General features: G+C 37.7%; 17 protein-coding genes. 8 read left to right on the forward strand and 9 right to left on the reverse strand.

Features of this window, described 5'->3' with window-relative positions:
* The first annotated feature begins 100 nt into the window (after window positions 1–100).
* The gene (locus A3835_03310) at window positions 101–580 is read left to right on the forward strand and encodes a hypothetical protein (protein ORI08571.1); all 480 of its coding nucleotides are present in this window, start codon (window positions 101–103) and stop codon (window positions 578–580) included.
* On the opposite strand, the gene A3835_03315 is transcribed toward A3835_03310, so the two are convergent.
* Genes A3835_03315 through A3835_03325 form a run of 3 tightly spaced genes read right to left on the reverse strand, consistent with a single transcriptional unit; the run spans window position 501 to window position 3713 of the window.
* The gene (locus A3835_03315; protein ID ORI08572.1) at window positions 501–2138 is read right to left on the reverse strand and encodes a lytic transglycosylase; all 1638 of its coding nucleotides are present in this window, start codon (window positions 2136–2138) and stop codon (window positions 501–503) included. The two genes, A3835_03310 and A3835_03315, sit on opposite strands and share 80 nt — an antisense overlap.
* Window positions 2116–2409 carry a hypothetical protein gene (locus A3835_03320; protein ORI08573.1) on the reverse strand — a complete coding sequence of 98 codons (294 nt, stop codon included), beginning with the start codon at window positions 2407–2409 and terminating at the stop codon, window positions 2116–2118. The genes A3835_03315 and A3835_03320 overlap by 23 nt, the downstream gene beginning before the upstream one ends.
* Before the next feature lie 8 nt (window positions 2410–2417).
* On the reverse strand, window positions 2418–3713 hold the full coding sequence (locus A3835_03325; protein ORI08762.1) for a glutamate--tRNA ligase: 1296 nt from the start codon (window positions 3711–3713) through the stop codon (window positions 2418–2420).
* A gap of 145 nt (window positions 3714–3858) precedes the next feature.
* On the opposite strand from A3835_03325, the gene A3835_03330 reads away from it, so the two are divergent.
* The 6 genes from A3835_03330 (at window position 3859) to A3835_03355 (ending at window position 9187) form a co-directional block, all read left to right on the forward strand.
* Window positions 3859–4263, forward strand: a complete 405-nt coding sequence (locus tag A3835_03330; protein ID ORI08574.1) for a large-conductance mechanosensitive channel MscL — start codon at window positions 3859–3861, stop codon at window positions 4261–4263.
* Between the two features lie 114 nt (window positions 4264–4377).
* Window positions 4378–5016, forward strand: a complete 639-nt coding sequence (locus A3835_03335; GenBank protein ID ORI08575.1) for a transcriptional regulator — start codon at window positions 4378–4380, stop codon at window positions 5014–5016.
* A 120-nt stretch (window positions 5017–5136) separates the two neighbouring features.
* Window positions 5137–5709 (forward strand): cytochrome C, encoded by a 573-nt coding sequence (locus tag A3835_03340; protein ID ORI08576.1) that lies wholly within the window; start codon window positions 5137–5139, stop codon window positions 5707–5709.
* A 9-nt stretch (window positions 5710–5718) separates the two neighbouring features.
* On the forward strand, window positions 5719–7095 hold the full coding sequence (locus A3835_03345) for a beta-ketoacyl-ACP synthase (GenBank protein ORI08577.1): 1377 nt from the start codon (window positions 5719–5721) through the stop codon (window positions 7093–7095).
* Window positions 7096–7278: 183 nt separating this feature from the next.
* Complete coding sequence (locus tag A3835_03350; GenBank protein ORI08578.1) at window positions 7279–8391, forward strand: metallophosphatase; 1113 nt, start codon at window positions 7279–7281, stop codon at window positions 8389–8391.
* Between the two features lies 1 nt (window position 8392).
* Window positions 8393–9187: a phosphatidylserine decarboxylase gene (locus A3835_03355; GenBank protein ORI08579.1), complete on the forward strand. Its 795-nt coding sequence runs from the start codon at window positions 8393–8395 to the stop codon at window positions 9185–9187.
* 466 nt (window positions 9188–9653) lie between these two features.
* On the opposite strand, the gene ychF is transcribed toward A3835_03355, so the two are convergent.
* The 6 genes from ychF to A3835_03385 are packed head-to-tail and all read right to left on the reverse strand — an operon-like array spanning window position 9654 to window position 14137.
* Window positions 9654–10757 carry a redox-regulated ATPase YchF gene (gene ychF, locus A3835_03360; GenBank protein ID ORI08580.1) on the reverse strand — a complete coding sequence of 368 codons (1104 nt, stop codon included), beginning with the start codon at window positions 10755–10757 and terminating at the stop codon, window positions 9654–9656.
* Window positions 10757–12208 (reverse strand): leucyl aminopeptidase, encoded by a 1452-nt coding sequence (locus tag A3835_03365; GenBank protein ORI08581.1) that lies wholly within the window; start codon window positions 12206–12208, stop codon window positions 10757–10759. The genes ychF and A3835_03365 overlap by 1 nt, the downstream gene beginning before the upstream one ends.
* Window positions 12189–12794: a hypothetical protein gene (locus A3835_03370; protein ORI08582.1), complete on the reverse strand. Its 606-nt coding sequence runs from the start codon at window positions 12792–12794 to the stop codon at window positions 12189–12191. The genes A3835_03365 and A3835_03370 overlap by 20 nt, the downstream gene beginning before the upstream one ends.
* A gap of 1 nt (window position 12795) precedes the next feature.
* Window positions 12796–13344 (reverse strand): adenine phosphoribosyltransferase, encoded by a 549-nt coding sequence (locus A3835_03375; protein ORI08583.1) that lies wholly within the window; start codon window positions 13342–13344, stop codon window positions 12796–12798.
* A 20-nt stretch (window positions 13345–13364) separates the two neighbouring features.
* The gene (locus A3835_03380; protein ORI08584.1) at window positions 13365–13697 is read right to left on the reverse strand and encodes a hypothetical protein; all 333 of its coding nucleotides are present in this window, start codon (window positions 13695–13697) and stop codon (window positions 13365–13367) included.
* A complete protein-coding gene (locus tag A3835_03385) occupies window positions 13694–14137 on the reverse strand; it encodes a ribose-5-phosphate isomerase (GenBank protein ID ORI08585.1) in 444 nt (147 codons plus the stop codon). Before A3835_03385 ends, A3835_03380 begins: the two co-directional genes overlap by 4 nt.
* A 109-nt stretch (window positions 14138–14246) precedes the next feature.
* On the opposite strand from A3835_03385, the gene A3835_03390 reads away from it, so the two are divergent.
* Window positions 14247–15632: a hypothetical protein gene (locus A3835_03390; protein ORI08586.1), complete on the forward strand. Its 1386-nt coding sequence runs from the start codon at window positions 14247–14249 to the stop codon at window positions 15630–15632.
* Window positions 15633–15640 lie beyond the last annotated feature (8 nt).

Consider the following 15640-nt stretch of genomic DNA (forward strand, 5'->3'; position numbering starts at 1 on the left):
TTTCTCGCGATTATAACTTATGTTGGCTTTAAAATTTATGAGTGAAATTTAAAAATTAAAATGCTAAAATGGCAGAAATTTTAGAAATTTAAGAGTTTTTATGAGCAAATTTATATCGTTTTTTGTATTCATTTTGATGATATTTGGCTGTGCTGGTGAAAAAGTAATCGTGCATGAGCCGTTAAAAAATGAGCTTTTGGCCTACACAAGCAAGAGCGAGATCATTGACGGCACTGATAGAACGCTAATTGTAGCAACCTATCTAAATCCTATTTATAACTCAAATTTAGATGCAAGCAAAGAGCACTTTTTGGTGGCCATAAATCCAAAAGAGCACGCTAGTGAGCTAAATAATATCAAGGTAAATAACGACTCAAACGCCACAAATGCAAGACTGCTTGATGAAAACAACGAGATGCTTAAATTTGCTGGATTTTCTATGCCTTGGGCGGTCTATTACGAAGTGACCGCACCAAGTAAGCAAAGCGACGATCTTGCACTTAGTTTCGAAATTTATCAGTCAAAGCAGGTTTTGTTAAATTTTCGAAAAGTTGCGAAATCTTTATACTGGAACCATTAAGCGCCATATAGATCACGTAGTTTGCAAGCACCTTCTTGCCGTAGTTTCTAGTCTCAGCCACAGGGACTAGCTCGATCGATAAAAACGGCTCAAATTTACCTTCTTTAAACATATCATCTCTTGTGATGACTTTTTTGGTAAAGCCGATACCGCCGTTATACGCGTAGGCCGTAAAGAGCGGATGATAAAGAAATTTATCAAGGTAGTTTAAGTGGTGATTTGCAAATTTAAAGGCGACATCTGTTTTAAAAAGATCGTCCTGGTCAAAATTTGGAATTTTTAGCTCTTTTTTGCCGATCGCATTTGCAAGAAATGGCATAAACTGCATCATTCCAAGGGCGTAAGAGGTAGAAACGACGCTTGGGATAAAGAGACTCTCTTGTCTAGCCAGAGCGTAGATCATTGACTTTCTCTCGTTGCTGATACCCTCAAGCTCAGGAGAGCTTGGCATCAAGAAGTATTGCTTCTCCCAGCCATGCGCCTTTTGCATGAAGTATGCATAGGCGCCGATGCTTTCGTTTGTATAAAATTTCTTCGCAAATTCGCTTGCTTGCGTGGCATTCATATCTTTTGCAAGGGCTGCAGTTTTGTTCCATAAAAACGGATCGCTCACGTCAAAATTTTCGATATTTTGCTTGCTAGGTTTTGGTACGATGACTTCAAGTGGTTCGCCACCAATCAAATCTCTTGCGTAAAGCGAGTATATATTTGTATCCTTGCTGGCACTTAACTCTTTTAAAAAGCTTTCGTTTTTGCTTATCTGATAGAGCCAAAATGTCGCATTGTCTCTTTGCCAAGCCCTTTCAAGGGTATTTTTGGCTCTTGCAAAAAGACTAAAAGCGATATCGTCTTGTCCTAGTAGAATCGCATTTAATCCAAGCGTAAAAGCATCACTTTTTTCAGTGACAGCTGGATCAATACTCAGCAAATTTCTTCTAAAATCTTCATTTTTCTTGTTAAAAACAAGGTCGTTTAATAAATTTGTAAAGCCTTTTTGAGAGTATAGCTTAGTCATAAAATTTGCGTCAAAATTTGCACTAAAAAGTGTGTTTTTATTTTGTGAGCTAGAGGCGTTAAAAAGTTCTAAAAAACTCTTTGTATCGTTTAGATTTACAAATGCCTGGGCCGGATTTGCCTCGTTTAAAGTGCGTAAAATCCTAGCTTTTTCTGGGTTTGTGCTTGCAAGATTTGCCGCTAAAATTTCACGAGTTTTGCTATCAAGTTTTAGAGAAAAGCTCATCGTTGTTAGTAAATTTTGGCAAGCCAAGCTAGCAGTTGTAATGTTGCTTGCACTTATGTCAGGACATTTGCTAGGGGCTGCTTTGGGAGGTAAAATTTTATTGATTGATTTTTGAACTAAGCCACTTTTTCTAAAAACGTCGCGTGAAAGCTCAGCTATCTGCTCCTTTGTGTAGCTGCCTTCGTTTATAAGGCGGTTTATGTAGTAGTCTTTTGCAAGGCTTTTTGGCTCGTTTTTTAGCTCCTCGTAGGTGTAAATTTTAGCTAAAAGAGCAACGCAGGCTAAAGAGAGGATACTAAAGTGACGCAGCAAAAACAAATAAAAGCCTTATTAAAAATTGATCTATGAGTTGAAGTGCTAAAAGCACGATGAGTGGGGAAAAGTCGATGCCGTTAAATTCTGTTTTGATGTAGCGTCTGAGGAAGCTATAAACAGGATCAGTCAGCCTATAAAGTAGCTGCACGACTGGCGAGCTAGGATCAGGCTTGACCCAGCTAATGAGTGCTGCCGCGATGATGACCCAAGTATAGACCGTAATAATAAGGTGCAAAATGTTTGCAATCGCTGAAAATAGAGTGGAAAGTATCATTTTTGCTCCTAGATTAAAATTTTGCCTAGATCATCTTTGATGAGTGGATAGAGCTCGCTAAGCTCAGGGCCGTGAAGGTCGTTTGTAAGAAGCGCACGTAGCGGCATGAAAAAGTTTTTGCCTTTTAAATTTGTAGCGCTCATAAGCTCTTTTTTAAACTCATCAAATGTTTCGCACGGTTTTAAATTACGAGCTGCTTTTTTGATGATCTCAAATTCATTTTTATACTCATCTGGAGCTATTTTTGGTGAGTATATAGCCTCAACTTTTGCCTTTATCTCAGGCACTAGCGAGCTTTCTTGAGTGTAAAATTTAACTAGCTCAACCTTGCTCTCATCCACGCCAAATATCTCTTTTATGCGCTCTTTTGAAGCAAGCTTGATGTGTTCTCTATTTATCTGCTCAAGTTTTTTCACGTCAAATCTAGCAGGTGAGCGTGAAATTTTAGTTATATCAAACCACTTTACCGCCTCTTCAATGGTAAAAATTTCGGTTGGAGTTTTGTTGCCAAGAAGTATCAGATAGTTAGCGATCGCCTCAGGTAAAAATCCCTGCTCAAAGAGCCATTTTACGCTTGATTCGTTCTCGCGTTTGCTCATTTTTTTGCCCTCTATATTTAAAAGGATAGGCAAATGCGCGTAGTTCATCTTGCCGGTGTAGCCAAGCCCCTCACGTATGAGGTCTTGCTTTGGTGTGTTACTCACGTGATCCTCGCCGCGTATGACAAAGGTCACACCCTCAAGCATATCATCAACCGCGCAGGCGAAGTTATAAGTTGGAGTTTTGTCTGCTCTCATGATGACAAAGCTATCAACGGCGTCTGGCTCGAAGCTTAGCTCGCCTTTGATCGCGTCTGTAAAGCTCATCGTGCGCGTTGGCTTTTTCATACGGATGACAAATGGCTTCTCACAGTTTAAAACTTCAGCATCGCTTAGTCTCTCGCAGGTACCGTCATATCTATATGCCACACCTTGCTCTTTTGCTTTTTGTTTTTTTGCCTCGAGTTCTTCTTCGGTGCAAAAGCAAGCAAAGGCCTTTTTGTCAATGAGAAGCTTTGAGGCTAGCTGTCTGTGGAATTTTAAATTTTCACTTTGGATGTAAATTTGCTCTGGCTTTATACCAAATTTGCTTAAAATTTCTAAGATATCTTTCTCTTTTCCCTTAATATTTCGCTCTTTGTCGGTATCTTCTATGCGTAAAATAAAGCCACTTTTATCTTGCAAAGAACAAATATAATTAAAAATAGCGGCACGTAAATTTCCTATGTGCATATCTCCTGTTGGAGAGGGTGCAAAACGATACATAAGCTCATTCCTTACGTTAAATTTTGAGTTTGGATTATAACACCAGCTTGATAAATTTAAAGTTATGTAATTTGATTTTTTTAGCCGAAGCAAAGCATTTCTTGAATAAAATCCGAACAAAAATTTAACATTTTTAGGAGAAACAATGAGTTTTATAAGCGAATTTAAAGAATTTGCGATGCGTGGAAATGTCATAGATATGGCTGTTGGTGTTGTTATAGGTGGCGCGTTTGGAAAGATCGTTTCATCACTAGTTGGTGATGTCATCATGCCAGTTGTTGGCGTTTTAACTGGCGGTGTAAATTTTACTGATCTTAAGCTTACACTAAAAGAAGCGGTAGATGGCGTACCTGCTGTTACGATAAACTATGGCTCATTTATACAAACAATGGTTGATTTTTTAATAATCGCATTTTGTATTTTCTGCGTTATCAAAGCTTTAAATACACTTAAAAATAAATTACCAAAAGAGGAGCCAGCTCCAGCAGAGCCTGAAACTCCAGCTGACATAGCACTTCTAACTGAGATTAGAGATCTACTTAAAAAATAATTTCATAAATTCAAAGGGAAAATTCCCTTTGAAAATCTATTAAAATTTATCTTATTTTTATATGCTAAAATATTTTTATTTTAAAAAAGCGAGTAAAAAAAGGCGAGTGAAAATATGATAGAGAAAATCCCATTTTTTCAAGGCTTAAACGAAGAAGATTTAGCCAAACTTGAAGCCATAAGTGTTGTAAAAAAGTATAAAAAGGGCGAATTTTTATTTATAGAAGGCGAGGAGCCAAAATGGTTAATATTTTTGATAAGTGGCTCTGTTAAGCTTTATAAAACCACGGCAAACGGAAAAGAAATTTTTATTCATCAGTTAGCACCTATGAATTTTGTAGCTGAAGTCGTAAATTTTGAAAATATTGTCTACCCGGCTAGTGCCATTTTTACCATATCTGGCGAGGTATTAAAGATAAATTATGAAAAATTTGCAGCAGAATTTTTAATAAAACCAGAAATTTGTATGAAATTTTTAAAATCAATGTCTGAAAAGATAAGAATCACAACAAATCTACTTCATCAAGAGTTAATTTTAAGCTCAGAAGAAAAAGTGGCTAGGTTTATTTTAGATCATGAAGATTTATTTAATGAGCTAAAACATACAAAAATTTCATCAATACTTAATATGACTCCAGAAACTTTTTCAAGGATTTTAAATAAATTTAAAACAAATGGTTTGGTTAAACTTGACGAAAAGAACCAAATTTTGGAAAAAGATGTAGGTGGACTGCAAGAAATTTATTCTTATTGAAAGTTAATATCAAATAAATATTTTTATTTACTTAAAGAAAAAATTTATATATTTTTTGATAGTATTCACTTAAAATTTTCGTAAAAATTTACGATATATTGATAAATTCAGGAGGAGATTTTGGCTGAAGTTAAGAAGAAATTTTTTGTTTGGTCATCTGTTATTATCGGCATTGTGATCGGACTTATTGCGTCTATGGGTATTGCTGATGCGCTTCATGCAACTGGTAGCGGCTACATCTGTACCATTTGCCACACTATGGATCCTATGAATGCTGCATATCATGAAGATGTACACGGTGGCAATAACAAGCTTGGCATAAAAGCTGAATGTTCAGCCTGTCACCTAAATCATACAAGTGCCTATACCTATGTACTTACAAAACTTAAAGTATCGATAAATGATGGTTATAAGACATTTTTTACAGATACGGACAAGATCGACTGGCGCAAAAAACGCGAGCATGCATCTCACTTTGTCTATGATAGTGGATGTTTGACTTGCCACTCAAATTTAAAAAATGTTATTCAAGCTGGTAAATCATTCTTGCCACATAGAGATTATTTCGTTCTTGGAAATCCTAATAAAAAATCATGTGTTGACTGCCACGAGCACGTTGGTCACAAGAATTTAGGACTACAAATCGATAAATTTGAAGCAATTAAAAAACAAGAAAACAATAAAACCAAGTAAGGAGGAGAGATGTTTAAAAAGTCGCTAATGTTATTAGCCTGTCTAATGTCTTTTGGCTTTGCCGCAAACATGGATGCAAATAAATCTGACGCTTTAAACCTTAATGTTGTAAAAAACATTAAAGTTGCTCACAAAATGTCAGACTTATCAAAAAGCTGTGTTGAGTGCCACGCTAAAGAGACACCCGGCATAGTTGCCGATTGGAAAAATAGTCGCCACGCTCACGTTGGCGTAAGTTGTATGGATTGCCACTCTGTAAATGCAGATAATCCTATGGCTTCAGTTAAGGTGCATCCAAAAGATTCTAACAACCATGTTTCAATGCTAGTTAGCCCAAAAACTTGTGCTAAGTGTCACGAAAATGAGGTTGAAGAATTTGTTAAGAGTGGTCACGCAAGAGGTGCTATGCAAATGTATGCTAACCCTGTGATAGTAAAACTAATGTATCACTATGAAGGTATGGATCATCCAGAATACAAAATGGCTCCAGACGCTACTGGTTGTTCTCAGTGCCACGGAACCGTCATCAAACTAGACGCTGATCACAAACCTACAAAAGAGACTTGGCCAAACTACGGTATAGGTAATGTTTATCCTGATGGTGGCGTAGGCGGATGTAAATCATGCCACAGCGCACACACATTTAGCATAGCTGAAGCTAGAAAACCAGCTGCTTGTGCATCTTGCCACCTTGGACCTGATCACCCAGATATTGAGATCTTTAACAACTCAATGCACGGACATATCTATAATAGCGAAGCTCACAAATGGAATTTTGATGCTGCTCCTGATACATGGGATGTACCAGACTTTAGAGCTCCAACTTGTGCAGCTTGCCACATGAGTGGTGTTGGTGAAACAACAACAACTCACAACGTTTCAAGAAGACTAAAATGGAACCTATGGGGCGTCAGCAGTAAGCTAAGAACAGCTGGTGATGAACAAGCTGCTGTTGTTTACGAAAAAACTGGCAAACTAAACGTAGGAACACCTCTAGCAGGTCATCCAAATGGACCAGAAGCAGCAAGAGCTGAGATGAAGCTAGTTTGTAAAGCTTGCCATACATCAACTCATACAGATAACTTCTTCATTATGGGTGATAAACAAGTAGAGCTTTATAACGTTTACAATGCTGAAGCAACTAAGATGCTTGAAGAGTTGAAAGCTAAAAACCTACTACTAGAAGATGCTTGGGAAGATGAATTCCAAGATGTCTATTATCATATGTGGCACCATGAAGGTCGTCGTATGAGACAAGGCGCTCTAATGGGTGGTCCTGACTACTCACACTGGCATGGTGTATTCGAAGTTAAAAACGATATAAGAAAACTTCGTGAGATCCACAAACAAAGAATGGAACTGGTAAAGTTAAATAATTCTTTATAAGGTGGGCTTTGTCCCACCTTACTTACTTAAATAAATATTAGATTTACTCAACTTTAAATCATTTTTTATACGTCCAAAACTATACAATTTTTAAGACTAATAACATTAAAAATAAGATATTAATTTTATAGTACAAATTTAAAAATATAAAATATAATTTTTATTTTTTACAAGGAGAGTTTTTTGGGGCTTTTGAGAATTATTATTGGAGCATTTATATTTAGTTTTCTTATAAATTTTTATTCGTATAATCGTTTCATAAAAAAGGTCTCGTTTTTTATACCATATCTTGCAAAAATTAGAATACTTCTATATGTTATTTGTATTCTTGAGTTTATATTTGTTCTTCAGATCAGGTTTTCATTTTTAAGTATTGAGCTTTATTTGATCGCTGGTACGCTCATAGGCTTTTCGCTATTTTTGTTTGCTGTTAGTCTATTTTATGATATTTTGCGTAGCTTTTTTTCTAAAAGTAGTTTTAGTCCAACAAGACGAAAATTTATAAAATTTTGCTTTGATATTACATTTGTCATTTTTGTAATTGCTTGTTTTTTAAAAGGTATTTTCAATGCTTTAACACCACCAAAGATCAGACAAGTAGATATAAAAATAAAAAATTTACAAAGCAGCTTAAAAATAGCCATGATAACGGACATACATATAGGAGAATTTCTGCAGAAAGACTTTATGAAAAAACTCGTCAATGACATAAATTTGGCAAATCCTGACATCGTAGTGATAGTGGGCGACTTGGTTGATGTAAATGCTGCTTTTATAGGAGATTTTTTAGAGCCATTAAAAAGTCTTAAAAGCACTTATGGGACTTTCTATGTCCCCGGCAATCATGAGTATTATCATGGGATAGATGGTATTTTAGAAAAGATCAGTTCTCTTGGCATAGAAATTTTAGGTAATAAAAACAAAAAAATTGCGAGTATAAATCTAGCTGGCGTTTACGATTTGGCTGGCATTAGGTTTAAACATTTAGAGCCAAATTTAGATGAAGCATTGACAGGATGTGACCCGTCGCTACCTACTATCTTGATCTCCCATCAGCCAAAATTTATAAAATCAATGCAGCAAGACGTTGATCTAGTGCTTTGCGGACATACACACGCTGGTCAAATTTTTCCTTTTGGTCTTTTGGTTTTACTTGACCAGGGATTTTTACATGGACTTTATAAGATTAATGATAAAATGCAAGCTTATGTTAGTAGTGGTGCTGGATTTTGGGGGCCTCCTGTTAGAATTTTTGCTCCAAGTGAGATTGCAATATTAAATTTAAGTAAGGAATAAAATGAATAAAGACAATCTGTTTTCTCAAATTTTTGGAAAGGTTGCAAAGATTAACTTTTTCAAACCACTTCAAGAAGCCATAAATTCTTTTTACATAAAGCTGTTTAAGATAGACATGAGCGAGTTTAAACCAGCAAATGAATATAAAAATTTAAATGAGCTTTTTACTAGAAGGCTCATAAAACCAAGAGATTTTGATGTAGCAGATGAGATGTTTATAAGCCCAGTTGATGGTACTTGTCTTAGTTTTGGCAGTACAAAGGAACTAAAGGCCTTTAGCATAAAAGGCATGGAGTATAGTGTAAGTGAACTATTGGGGCAGAGTGAGCTTGAGGGCGAATATGACTTTGCAAATATCTATCTTAGCCCAAAAGATTATCATCATTATCATGCGCCTTGCGATATTGCCATTAAAAAAGCCATATATATTCCGGGTAAACTTTATAGCGTGGCTGCAAAATGGCTTGCAAAAGTGGATAGTCTTTATACAAAGAACGAACGCGTCGCACTATCTTGTGAGATGAAAAATGGTAAAAAACTTTGGCTTGTTTTTGTAGGTGCGCTAAATGTCGGAAAGATGAAATTTTGTTTTGATGAGCGTATACAGACAAATGCGATGGCAAATTTTACACAAATTTACGAGTATGAAAATTTACATATCAAAAAGGGCGAGCGTCTTGGGAATTTCGATCTTGGCTCAACTATCGTGATACTTAGTGAAAAAGATGTGATCGAATACAATCTCTTTGAAAATAAAGAGCTTAAATTTGCTGAGACCATTGGAATAATAAAATAAATATGCTAGGCATATAAGTAAAATTTTTATACCTTACTCGTGGCCGGTGCTATTTGCTCAGACTTTGGTGGTTTTTTCATATATCCATTATAATATGAGCTTAAAATAGTAACATGTTTTTATAATCATAAAACTCATAGTTTTCAAAATTTATTATAGGTATGAAAGCTTGTAAAATATAATGAGTGTATTATTTTAAAATTTACTAAATAGTCAATATCGTCAACCTCTGCAACTAAGCTATTATCTTTACTTATAAAACCCATATTGATATCACAGAGCTGATAGCTTTTACATCATTGCTTGTATAGAGAAGCTTATGTATCAATAAGATATTAATAAGACGATATAGCTTAGTATATTTTTCAAAAGAATTTTTATCAACTATAATAAGGAAGTTTTAATTTACCTTATGCAGCCCAAGGATTAAATATTTTTTGACTATTTAGCCCAAAAAGGGCTAAATTTAGACATTAAACCTAAAGTGCATCACGTCGCCATCTTGTACGATGTAGTCTTTGCCCTCAAGTCTCATCTTGCCAGCCTCTTTAGCTCCGTTTTCGCCGCTATGTGCAATGTAGTCCTCGTAGCTTATCACTTCAGCTCTGATAAAACCCCTCTCAAAGTCGTTGTGGATGACGCTTGCTGCTTTTGGCGCTTTCCAGCCATTTGTGATCGTCCAAGCCCTTACTTCCACGACGCCAGCGGTGAAATAGCTTATCAAATTTAGCTTTGCAAAAGACGTTTTGATGATCTTTTCAAGTCCGCTTTCGCTCGTGCCAAGAGAGGCTAAAAACTCGTGTGCCTCTTCGTCGCTTAGTCCGATTAGCTCCTCTTCTACTTTGGCGCAAAGCTTGATCACCTCGTGATCTGAGGCTTTTGCGTACTCTTTTAACGCTTTTACAAATTTATTATCTTCGCTAAGTCCCTCTTCATCGACATTTGCGCCATAAACTACCTCTTTTGCGCTTAGTAGTCTTAGCTCTTTGTTGAGTGCCAAAAACACCTCGCTATCTCTTTGCTCAAAGCTGCTTGCGCTTTTGCCATCATTTAGGTGAGCTAGAAGTAAATTTGCTATCTCAAGCACCTCTTTAGCGCCTTTTGCATTTGCTTTTGCCTCTCTTGTGAGCTTTTCTATCTTTTTGTTTAACTGCTCGATGTCAGCTAGTATCAGCTCGGTTTGGATGATCTCGATGTCTCTTACTGGATCGACGCTGCCCTCGACGTGAGTGATGTTCTCATCCTCAAAGCAGCGAACTATGTGTAAAATAAGCTCGGTTTCTCTGATGTTTGATAAAAATTTATTGCCAAGCCCTTCGCCAGAGCTAGCCCCTTTTACAAGGCCTGCGATATCTACGAATTCGATGGTTGAGTATTGAATTTTATTAGGACTTACTATCTTTGCAAGCTCATTTAGGCGCTTATCAGGCACTGGCACGATGGCTTTGTTTGGCTCGATAGTGCAAAACGGATAGTTCGCACTCTCGGCATTTTGCGCCTTTGTAAGTGCGTTAAATGTCGTTGATTTGCCCACATTTGGTAGGCCTACTATTCCAACTGAAAGTCCCATCAATTCTCCTTGCTAAGTGCTTGTAAAAAGTATAAATTCATCCTCACGCCAGCCCCGCTCGCACCTGTTTGATTGTATCCCCAAGCCTTTTCGCGGTATGCTGGGCCTGCGATATCAAGGTGTAGCCACTTATCTTTATATTCATCTTTGATAAATTTGGCTAAAAACATGCCAGCTGTGATCGCGCCGCCATATCTGCTTGAGGCGCAGTTGCTAACGTCTGCGATCTGGCTTTTGATAAGCTCGCTAAGATAAGGGTTAAAATCAAGCGTAGTCGCTAGCTCGCCGCTATCTTTTATCTTGTTTTTAAACTCGCTTTTTAGGCTCTCGCTGTTGCCCATGATGCCTGTTGTGTATTCGCCAAGCCCCACGACGCAAGCGCCAGTTAAGGTTGCCATGTCGATTAGGATGTCTGGCTTAAAGTCCTGCGCGTAGCTTAGGCAGTCAGCCAAGACCAAACGTCCCTCTGCGTCGGTGTTTCTAACCTCTATGCTAACGCCACTTCTTGAAATAAGCACGTCATCAGGTTTGTAGGCGTTACCACCGATCATATTTTCAGTGGCACCTAAAATGGCGTGAATTTCAAATGGTAAATTTAGCTCTGCTGCACCTTTAATAATGCCAAGAGCTGCTGCTGCGCCGCTTTTGTCTGACTTCATAGTAAGCATATAGTCAGCTGGCTTTAAGCTAAGTCCGCCGCTATCGTATGTTAGGCCTTTGCCAACAAAGATGATGCGTTTTTTAGACTTTTTAGGCTTATAGGTTAGGTGGATGAGCCTTGGCTTATGCACACTTGCGCGATTTACCGCCAAAAATGCGTTCATGTTCTCTTTTGCTAGAAATTTCTCGTCATAGACCTCGCACTTTATGCTGGCGATATTTTTAGCTAAATTTTGCGCATCCTCGGCCATCTTTTGTGGTGTGTAAATTTCTGGGATTTCATTTACGATATCTTTTGCGAAATTTGTAGCACTTGCTATTATCTCTGCCTCTTTAAAGCCCTCATTTGCAGCCTTTAGATCGACCTTTTTGCCAGAAAATTCTTCAGTAGAAAAGATGATCTCTTTAAGGGTGTATTTCTCTTTTTTCTCTTTATATTTATTAAATTCATAGCTTCCTAGCAAAAAACCCTCAGCAAGTGCTTCAAAACTTAGTTTTTGACACTCCGCTACGTAAGAAGCTAGCTTTATACTCTTAATGTTTAGCGATTTTAGTGCGTTATAAGCTTTAGCGGCTGCAACTCTAAGCTCGTCAAGATCAAACTTGGAAAGTGGCACGTAAGCCCTTTTTGCCTCGCTTAGGATGAGGACACTATCGCCTTTGTAATTGTTAAATTTAATAGCCTCTTTATCGCTTATAAATTTATGTTTTAAGTCCTTATCCACTATGAAAATTAGTTCAATGTCAGCTTTTATATCTTTTAATTTTTTATCAACTATTTGAAACTGCATGTTTTCTATCTCTCCTTTCGTTTAAAATTTTATTTTCGATGCGCTTAAATGTGTATATCAAAAGCCCCATAAATATGGCAACCACCGGGATAGCGACGTACCAGTGCTCTTTTGCTTTTTGAAGCAGCACTAATATATGCTCGCCAAGTATCCAAGCAGGTATGGTGGTGATCGCCGCCCAGCACCAAGCGCTGATTAAATTTATAAAGGCGTATTTTTTAGCGTCATAGCCGGTAAGTCCTATGCAAAGCGGTATGATGACACGAAAGCCATACATATAGCGTTGCAAAAAGATGATCGGCCAGCCGTATTTTTTCAGCATTATGTGCGCCACTGCAAATTTTCTCCGCTGTGTGTGAAGCTTTTTTGCGATGTATTTTTTATTGTAACGGCCAAGATAGAAGTAAATTTGATCTCCCACAAAGCCTCCAAGTCCAGCCACAAAGATAGCAAGCGCGATGTGCATATGTGTGGTGTGAGCGAGAATTCCAGCCATTATTAAGGCCATCTCGCCCTCCATGATACACCAGACAAAAAGTATGATGTAGCCGTACTCTTTAAGCAGTTCTATAAAAAACTCTTCCATTCTAAACCTCTAAAACGCTGTAAATTTTAGTAAGCGACTTTAGCCTTTCGCTACCTTTTAGATCGACTAGATCTATGAGAAAGCACGCCTCTACGCAGGTTGCGTTAGTTTGATTGATAAGCTCAACTGAGGCCTTTGCAGTGCCTCCAGTGGCTATGAGATCGTCCATTAAAAGTACTCTAGCACCTGCTTTTTCTCCAAAAGCATCGATGTGAATTTGCACTTCATCGACGCCATATTCTAGGCTATATTTTTGAGAAAGCGTGATAAAAGGCAGTTTTTTTGGCTTACGAATAGGTACAAAAGGCAGCCTTAGCCTTGCTGCAAGTGCCGCGCCAAAGATGAAGCCGCGAGACTCAATACCAGCGATGTAGTCGATATTTGCACCCTCATATCTCGCCACTAAATGATCTATCAAAAAGTTAAATGCTTCTTTGTTGTTTAGTAGTGTCGTGATGTCGCGAAAGACTATGCCAGGCTTTGGAAAGTCGTTTATGCAGCGAATAGAGTTTAGTAAAAATTCTCTTCCATTTTGATCTAAAATTTTCATAAATTTCCTTAAATTTGAGGTTATAGTAGCGCTTCGATCTTGCCTTCAAGCTCACGGATGCGTTGTCTTAGCTTGTCGTTTTCTAAGCGGTACTGGGAATTTCTTGTGCGAAGTGAGGTTACGTCGTTTTTGGTCTTATTTAGCTCGTCTGTCAAGATGTCGATGTTGCCTAGACTTCGTTGGAGTTGGATCTGAAATTTTCTTATGACGACCTCGGTGTCTTGGAGGTTATTTTTCATAAAATCTTTTGTCGCACGCTCTTTTTTTAGAAGCGTTTTGAAGTAAAAAACCATGACGGTTAGGTAGATCGCAGCACAAATAAGAGCGGTAAAAACGATCCACTCGCCTATCATTTGCCTGCCTCAAGCTCTATTTTTTTGACTCTTCTTTTGTGTCTGCCGCCTGCAAACTCAGTCTTTAAAAAGGCTTCTACTGCCGATATAGCCACACCTGCGCCGATAACCCTTGCACCAAAAGCGATCACGTTTGCGTCGTTGTGCTCTCTTGCAAGTCTAGCGGTAAATTCGTCGTGGCAAAGGGCACACCTTACGTTTTCATGCCTGTTTGCAGCTATTGATATACCTATGCCTGTGCCACAAACTAGCACGCCGTAGCAGTTAGGCTCAAGTTTGCTTGCTAGCAAATGCGCATAATCAGGGTAATCAACGCTATTTTTATCGTTTGTGCCAAGATCAACTACTTCGTATCCAAGCCCTTTAATAGCCTCTTTAAGCTCGTTTTTTAGCTCAAAACCAGCGTGATCGCTAGCTAAGAAAACTTTGTCTATCTTCATGAAAAGTCCGTTAAATTTTTTGTTGATTATAGTCAAAGTTGCATTAAAATAAAATTTTACTCTCAGCCAAAATGAAGCTATAATTTACCAAAAATTTAAAGGAGAAAATGTGAAAAAAGTGCTCTTTTTGGTGGCTTCTACACTAGCCTTTGCAAATGAAAATTTGATAGAGATCTACACGGATCAAACCATAATCACTCAAAAATTTAGTGACGCAAATAGCTCTTTTAGCGCCTTTGTACCAGAAGGCGTGCAGAGTGAGAGCATCATTATAAATGGTGATTGTGACGCGAATGCTTATTTAAAAAAGATCAGTGAAGAAAATAGCCCAAGCTACATAAAATGGAAGCAAGAAGTTGCAAATTTAAGTAGCAAGCTTGAGGCGCTAAATGCAAGAGGTAGGTTTATAGAGCAAGCTTTGATAGAAGAAAACAAAAGTAACGATGTGACAAAAAGAGCTAATGAGTTTTATAAATTTAGCCTAGAAAATATCGAGAAAATTTCAGCTGCTAAAAGTGAGCTTGAAGCGCTTAATAAAAATGAGCCAAAGAGTGAGATGGCTGGATTTTTGCAGCTTGATATGAAATTTGCTTGCAGTCCAAAAGAGGCGACGCTTTCATATATGGATGATGAGGCGCCAAAGACGCTAAATGAAATTTATGCAGACACAAAAAACAAAAATATCTTGATAAAACAAGAAATTTTACTCACCAACCCATATGCTAGTGAAGTTAAAAATTTAAAGCTCGCTATCTATCCAACCAGATATCAAAAGGCTCTTGCTCCAAGCAAGTTTTACCCTTGGTACGAGGAGAGCGAGGTGGAGGCTGATGGTTACGGTGCTTCAAAAAATATGCTAAGAGCTGCGAAAGTCACTGCTGAGGTCGCTGATATGCGTGTGCAAAGAGATGAGAACGAGTTTGCCAAAATTTGGAAGATAGATGGGATAAATTTAGCAAAAGGCGAGAGTAAATATATAACTTACGACACGCAAAAAATGGATGCAAATTTTAGCGTTTTTGCTGATTTTTACGGCTCACTAAAGGCATATAACGTAGCTAGCTTTAAGCTAAATGACGATCTAACGCCAGCTAAAACGCAGTTTTATGTTAATGGTGTGAGTGTTGGTAGTCCAAGCGAGTTTGAGATGAAAGCAAAAGATGAGCCAGTGCAGTTATTTTTAGGACAAAACGAGCTAATCGAGCTTAAAAAAGAGCGATTAAATAAATTGAAAAAGAGCTCGCTTCTTGGCAAAGACCGCATAAGCGAAGAGGGCTATGAGATAAGTGTTAAAAATAACTCAAGTAAGAGTGTCGATGTCACTTTGGTTGAACGCGTGCCAGTATCTGCTGACGAGGCGGTAAAGGTCGAGATAAAGGGCTTTGATAAAAAAGATATCAGCAAAGATGGCAAGGTGGAGCTTAAATTTAGCCTTGCGCCAAAAGAGGAATTTAAAAAAGAGTACTCTTATAAGATCACAAAGCCAAAAATTTAGAGCAAATT

Origin of the sequence: Campylobacter concisus, assembly GCA_002092835.1 — a bacterium.
In the GTDB taxonomy this organism is placed as follows: domain Bacteria; phylum Campylobacterota; class Campylobacteria; order Campylobacterales; family Campylobacteraceae; genus Campylobacter_A; species Campylobacter_A concisus_K.

What these genes read in the sequence shown, in the direction of transcription:
- A3835_03310 (ORI08571.1), top strand. Translation starts at nt 101, where the DNA reads ATGAGCAAATTTATATCGTTTTTTGTATTCATTTTGATGATATTTGGC.
- A3835_03320 (ORI08573.1), bottom strand. Translation starts at nt 2,409, where the DNA reads ATGATACTTTCCACTCTATTTTCAGCGATTGCAAACATTTTGCACCTT.
- A3835_03325 (ORI08762.1), bottom strand. Translation starts at nt 3,713, where the DNA reads ATGTATCGTTTTGCACCCTCTCCAACAGGAGATATGCACATAGGAAAT.
- A3835_03330 (ORI08574.1), top strand. Translation starts at nt 3,859, where the DNA reads ATGAGTTTTATAAGCGAATTTAAAGAATTTGCGATGCGTGGAAATGTC.
- A3835_03335 (ORI08575.1), top strand. Translation starts at nt 4,378, where the DNA reads ATGATAGAGAAAATCCCATTTTTTCAAGGCTTAAACGAAGAAGATTTA.
- A3835_03345 (ORI08577.1), top strand. Translation starts at nt 5,719, where the DNA reads ATGTTTAAAAAGTCGCTAATGTTATTAGCCTGTCTAATGTCTTTTGGC.
- A3835_03355 (ORI08579.1), top strand. Translation starts at nt 8,393, where the DNA reads ATGAATAAAGACAATCTGTTTTCTCAAATTTTTGGAAAGGTTGCAAAG.
- ychF (ORI08580.1), bottom strand. Translation starts at nt 10,757, where the DNA reads ATGGGACTTTCAGTTGGAATAGTAGGCCTACCAAATGTGGGCAAATCA.
- A3835_03365 (ORI08581.1), bottom strand. Translation starts at nt 12,208, where the DNA reads ATGCAGTTTCAAATAGTTGATAAAAAATTAAAAGATATAAAAGCTGAC.
- A3835_03370 (ORI08582.1), bottom strand. Translation starts at nt 12,794, where the DNA reads ATGGAAGAGTTTTTTATAGAACTGCTTAAAGAGTACGGCTACATCATA.
- A3835_03375 (ORI08583.1), bottom strand. Translation starts at nt 13,344, where the DNA reads ATGAAAATTTTAGATCAAAATGGAAGAGAATTTTTACTAAACTCTATT.
- A3835_03380 (ORI08584.1), bottom strand. Translation starts at nt 13,697, where the DNA reads ATGATAGGCGAGTGGATCGTTTTTACCGCTCTTATTTGTGCTGCGATC.
- A3835_03385 (ORI08585.1), bottom strand. Translation starts at nt 14,137, where the DNA reads ATGAAGATAGACAAAGTTTTCTTAGCTAGCGATCACGCTGGTTTTGAG.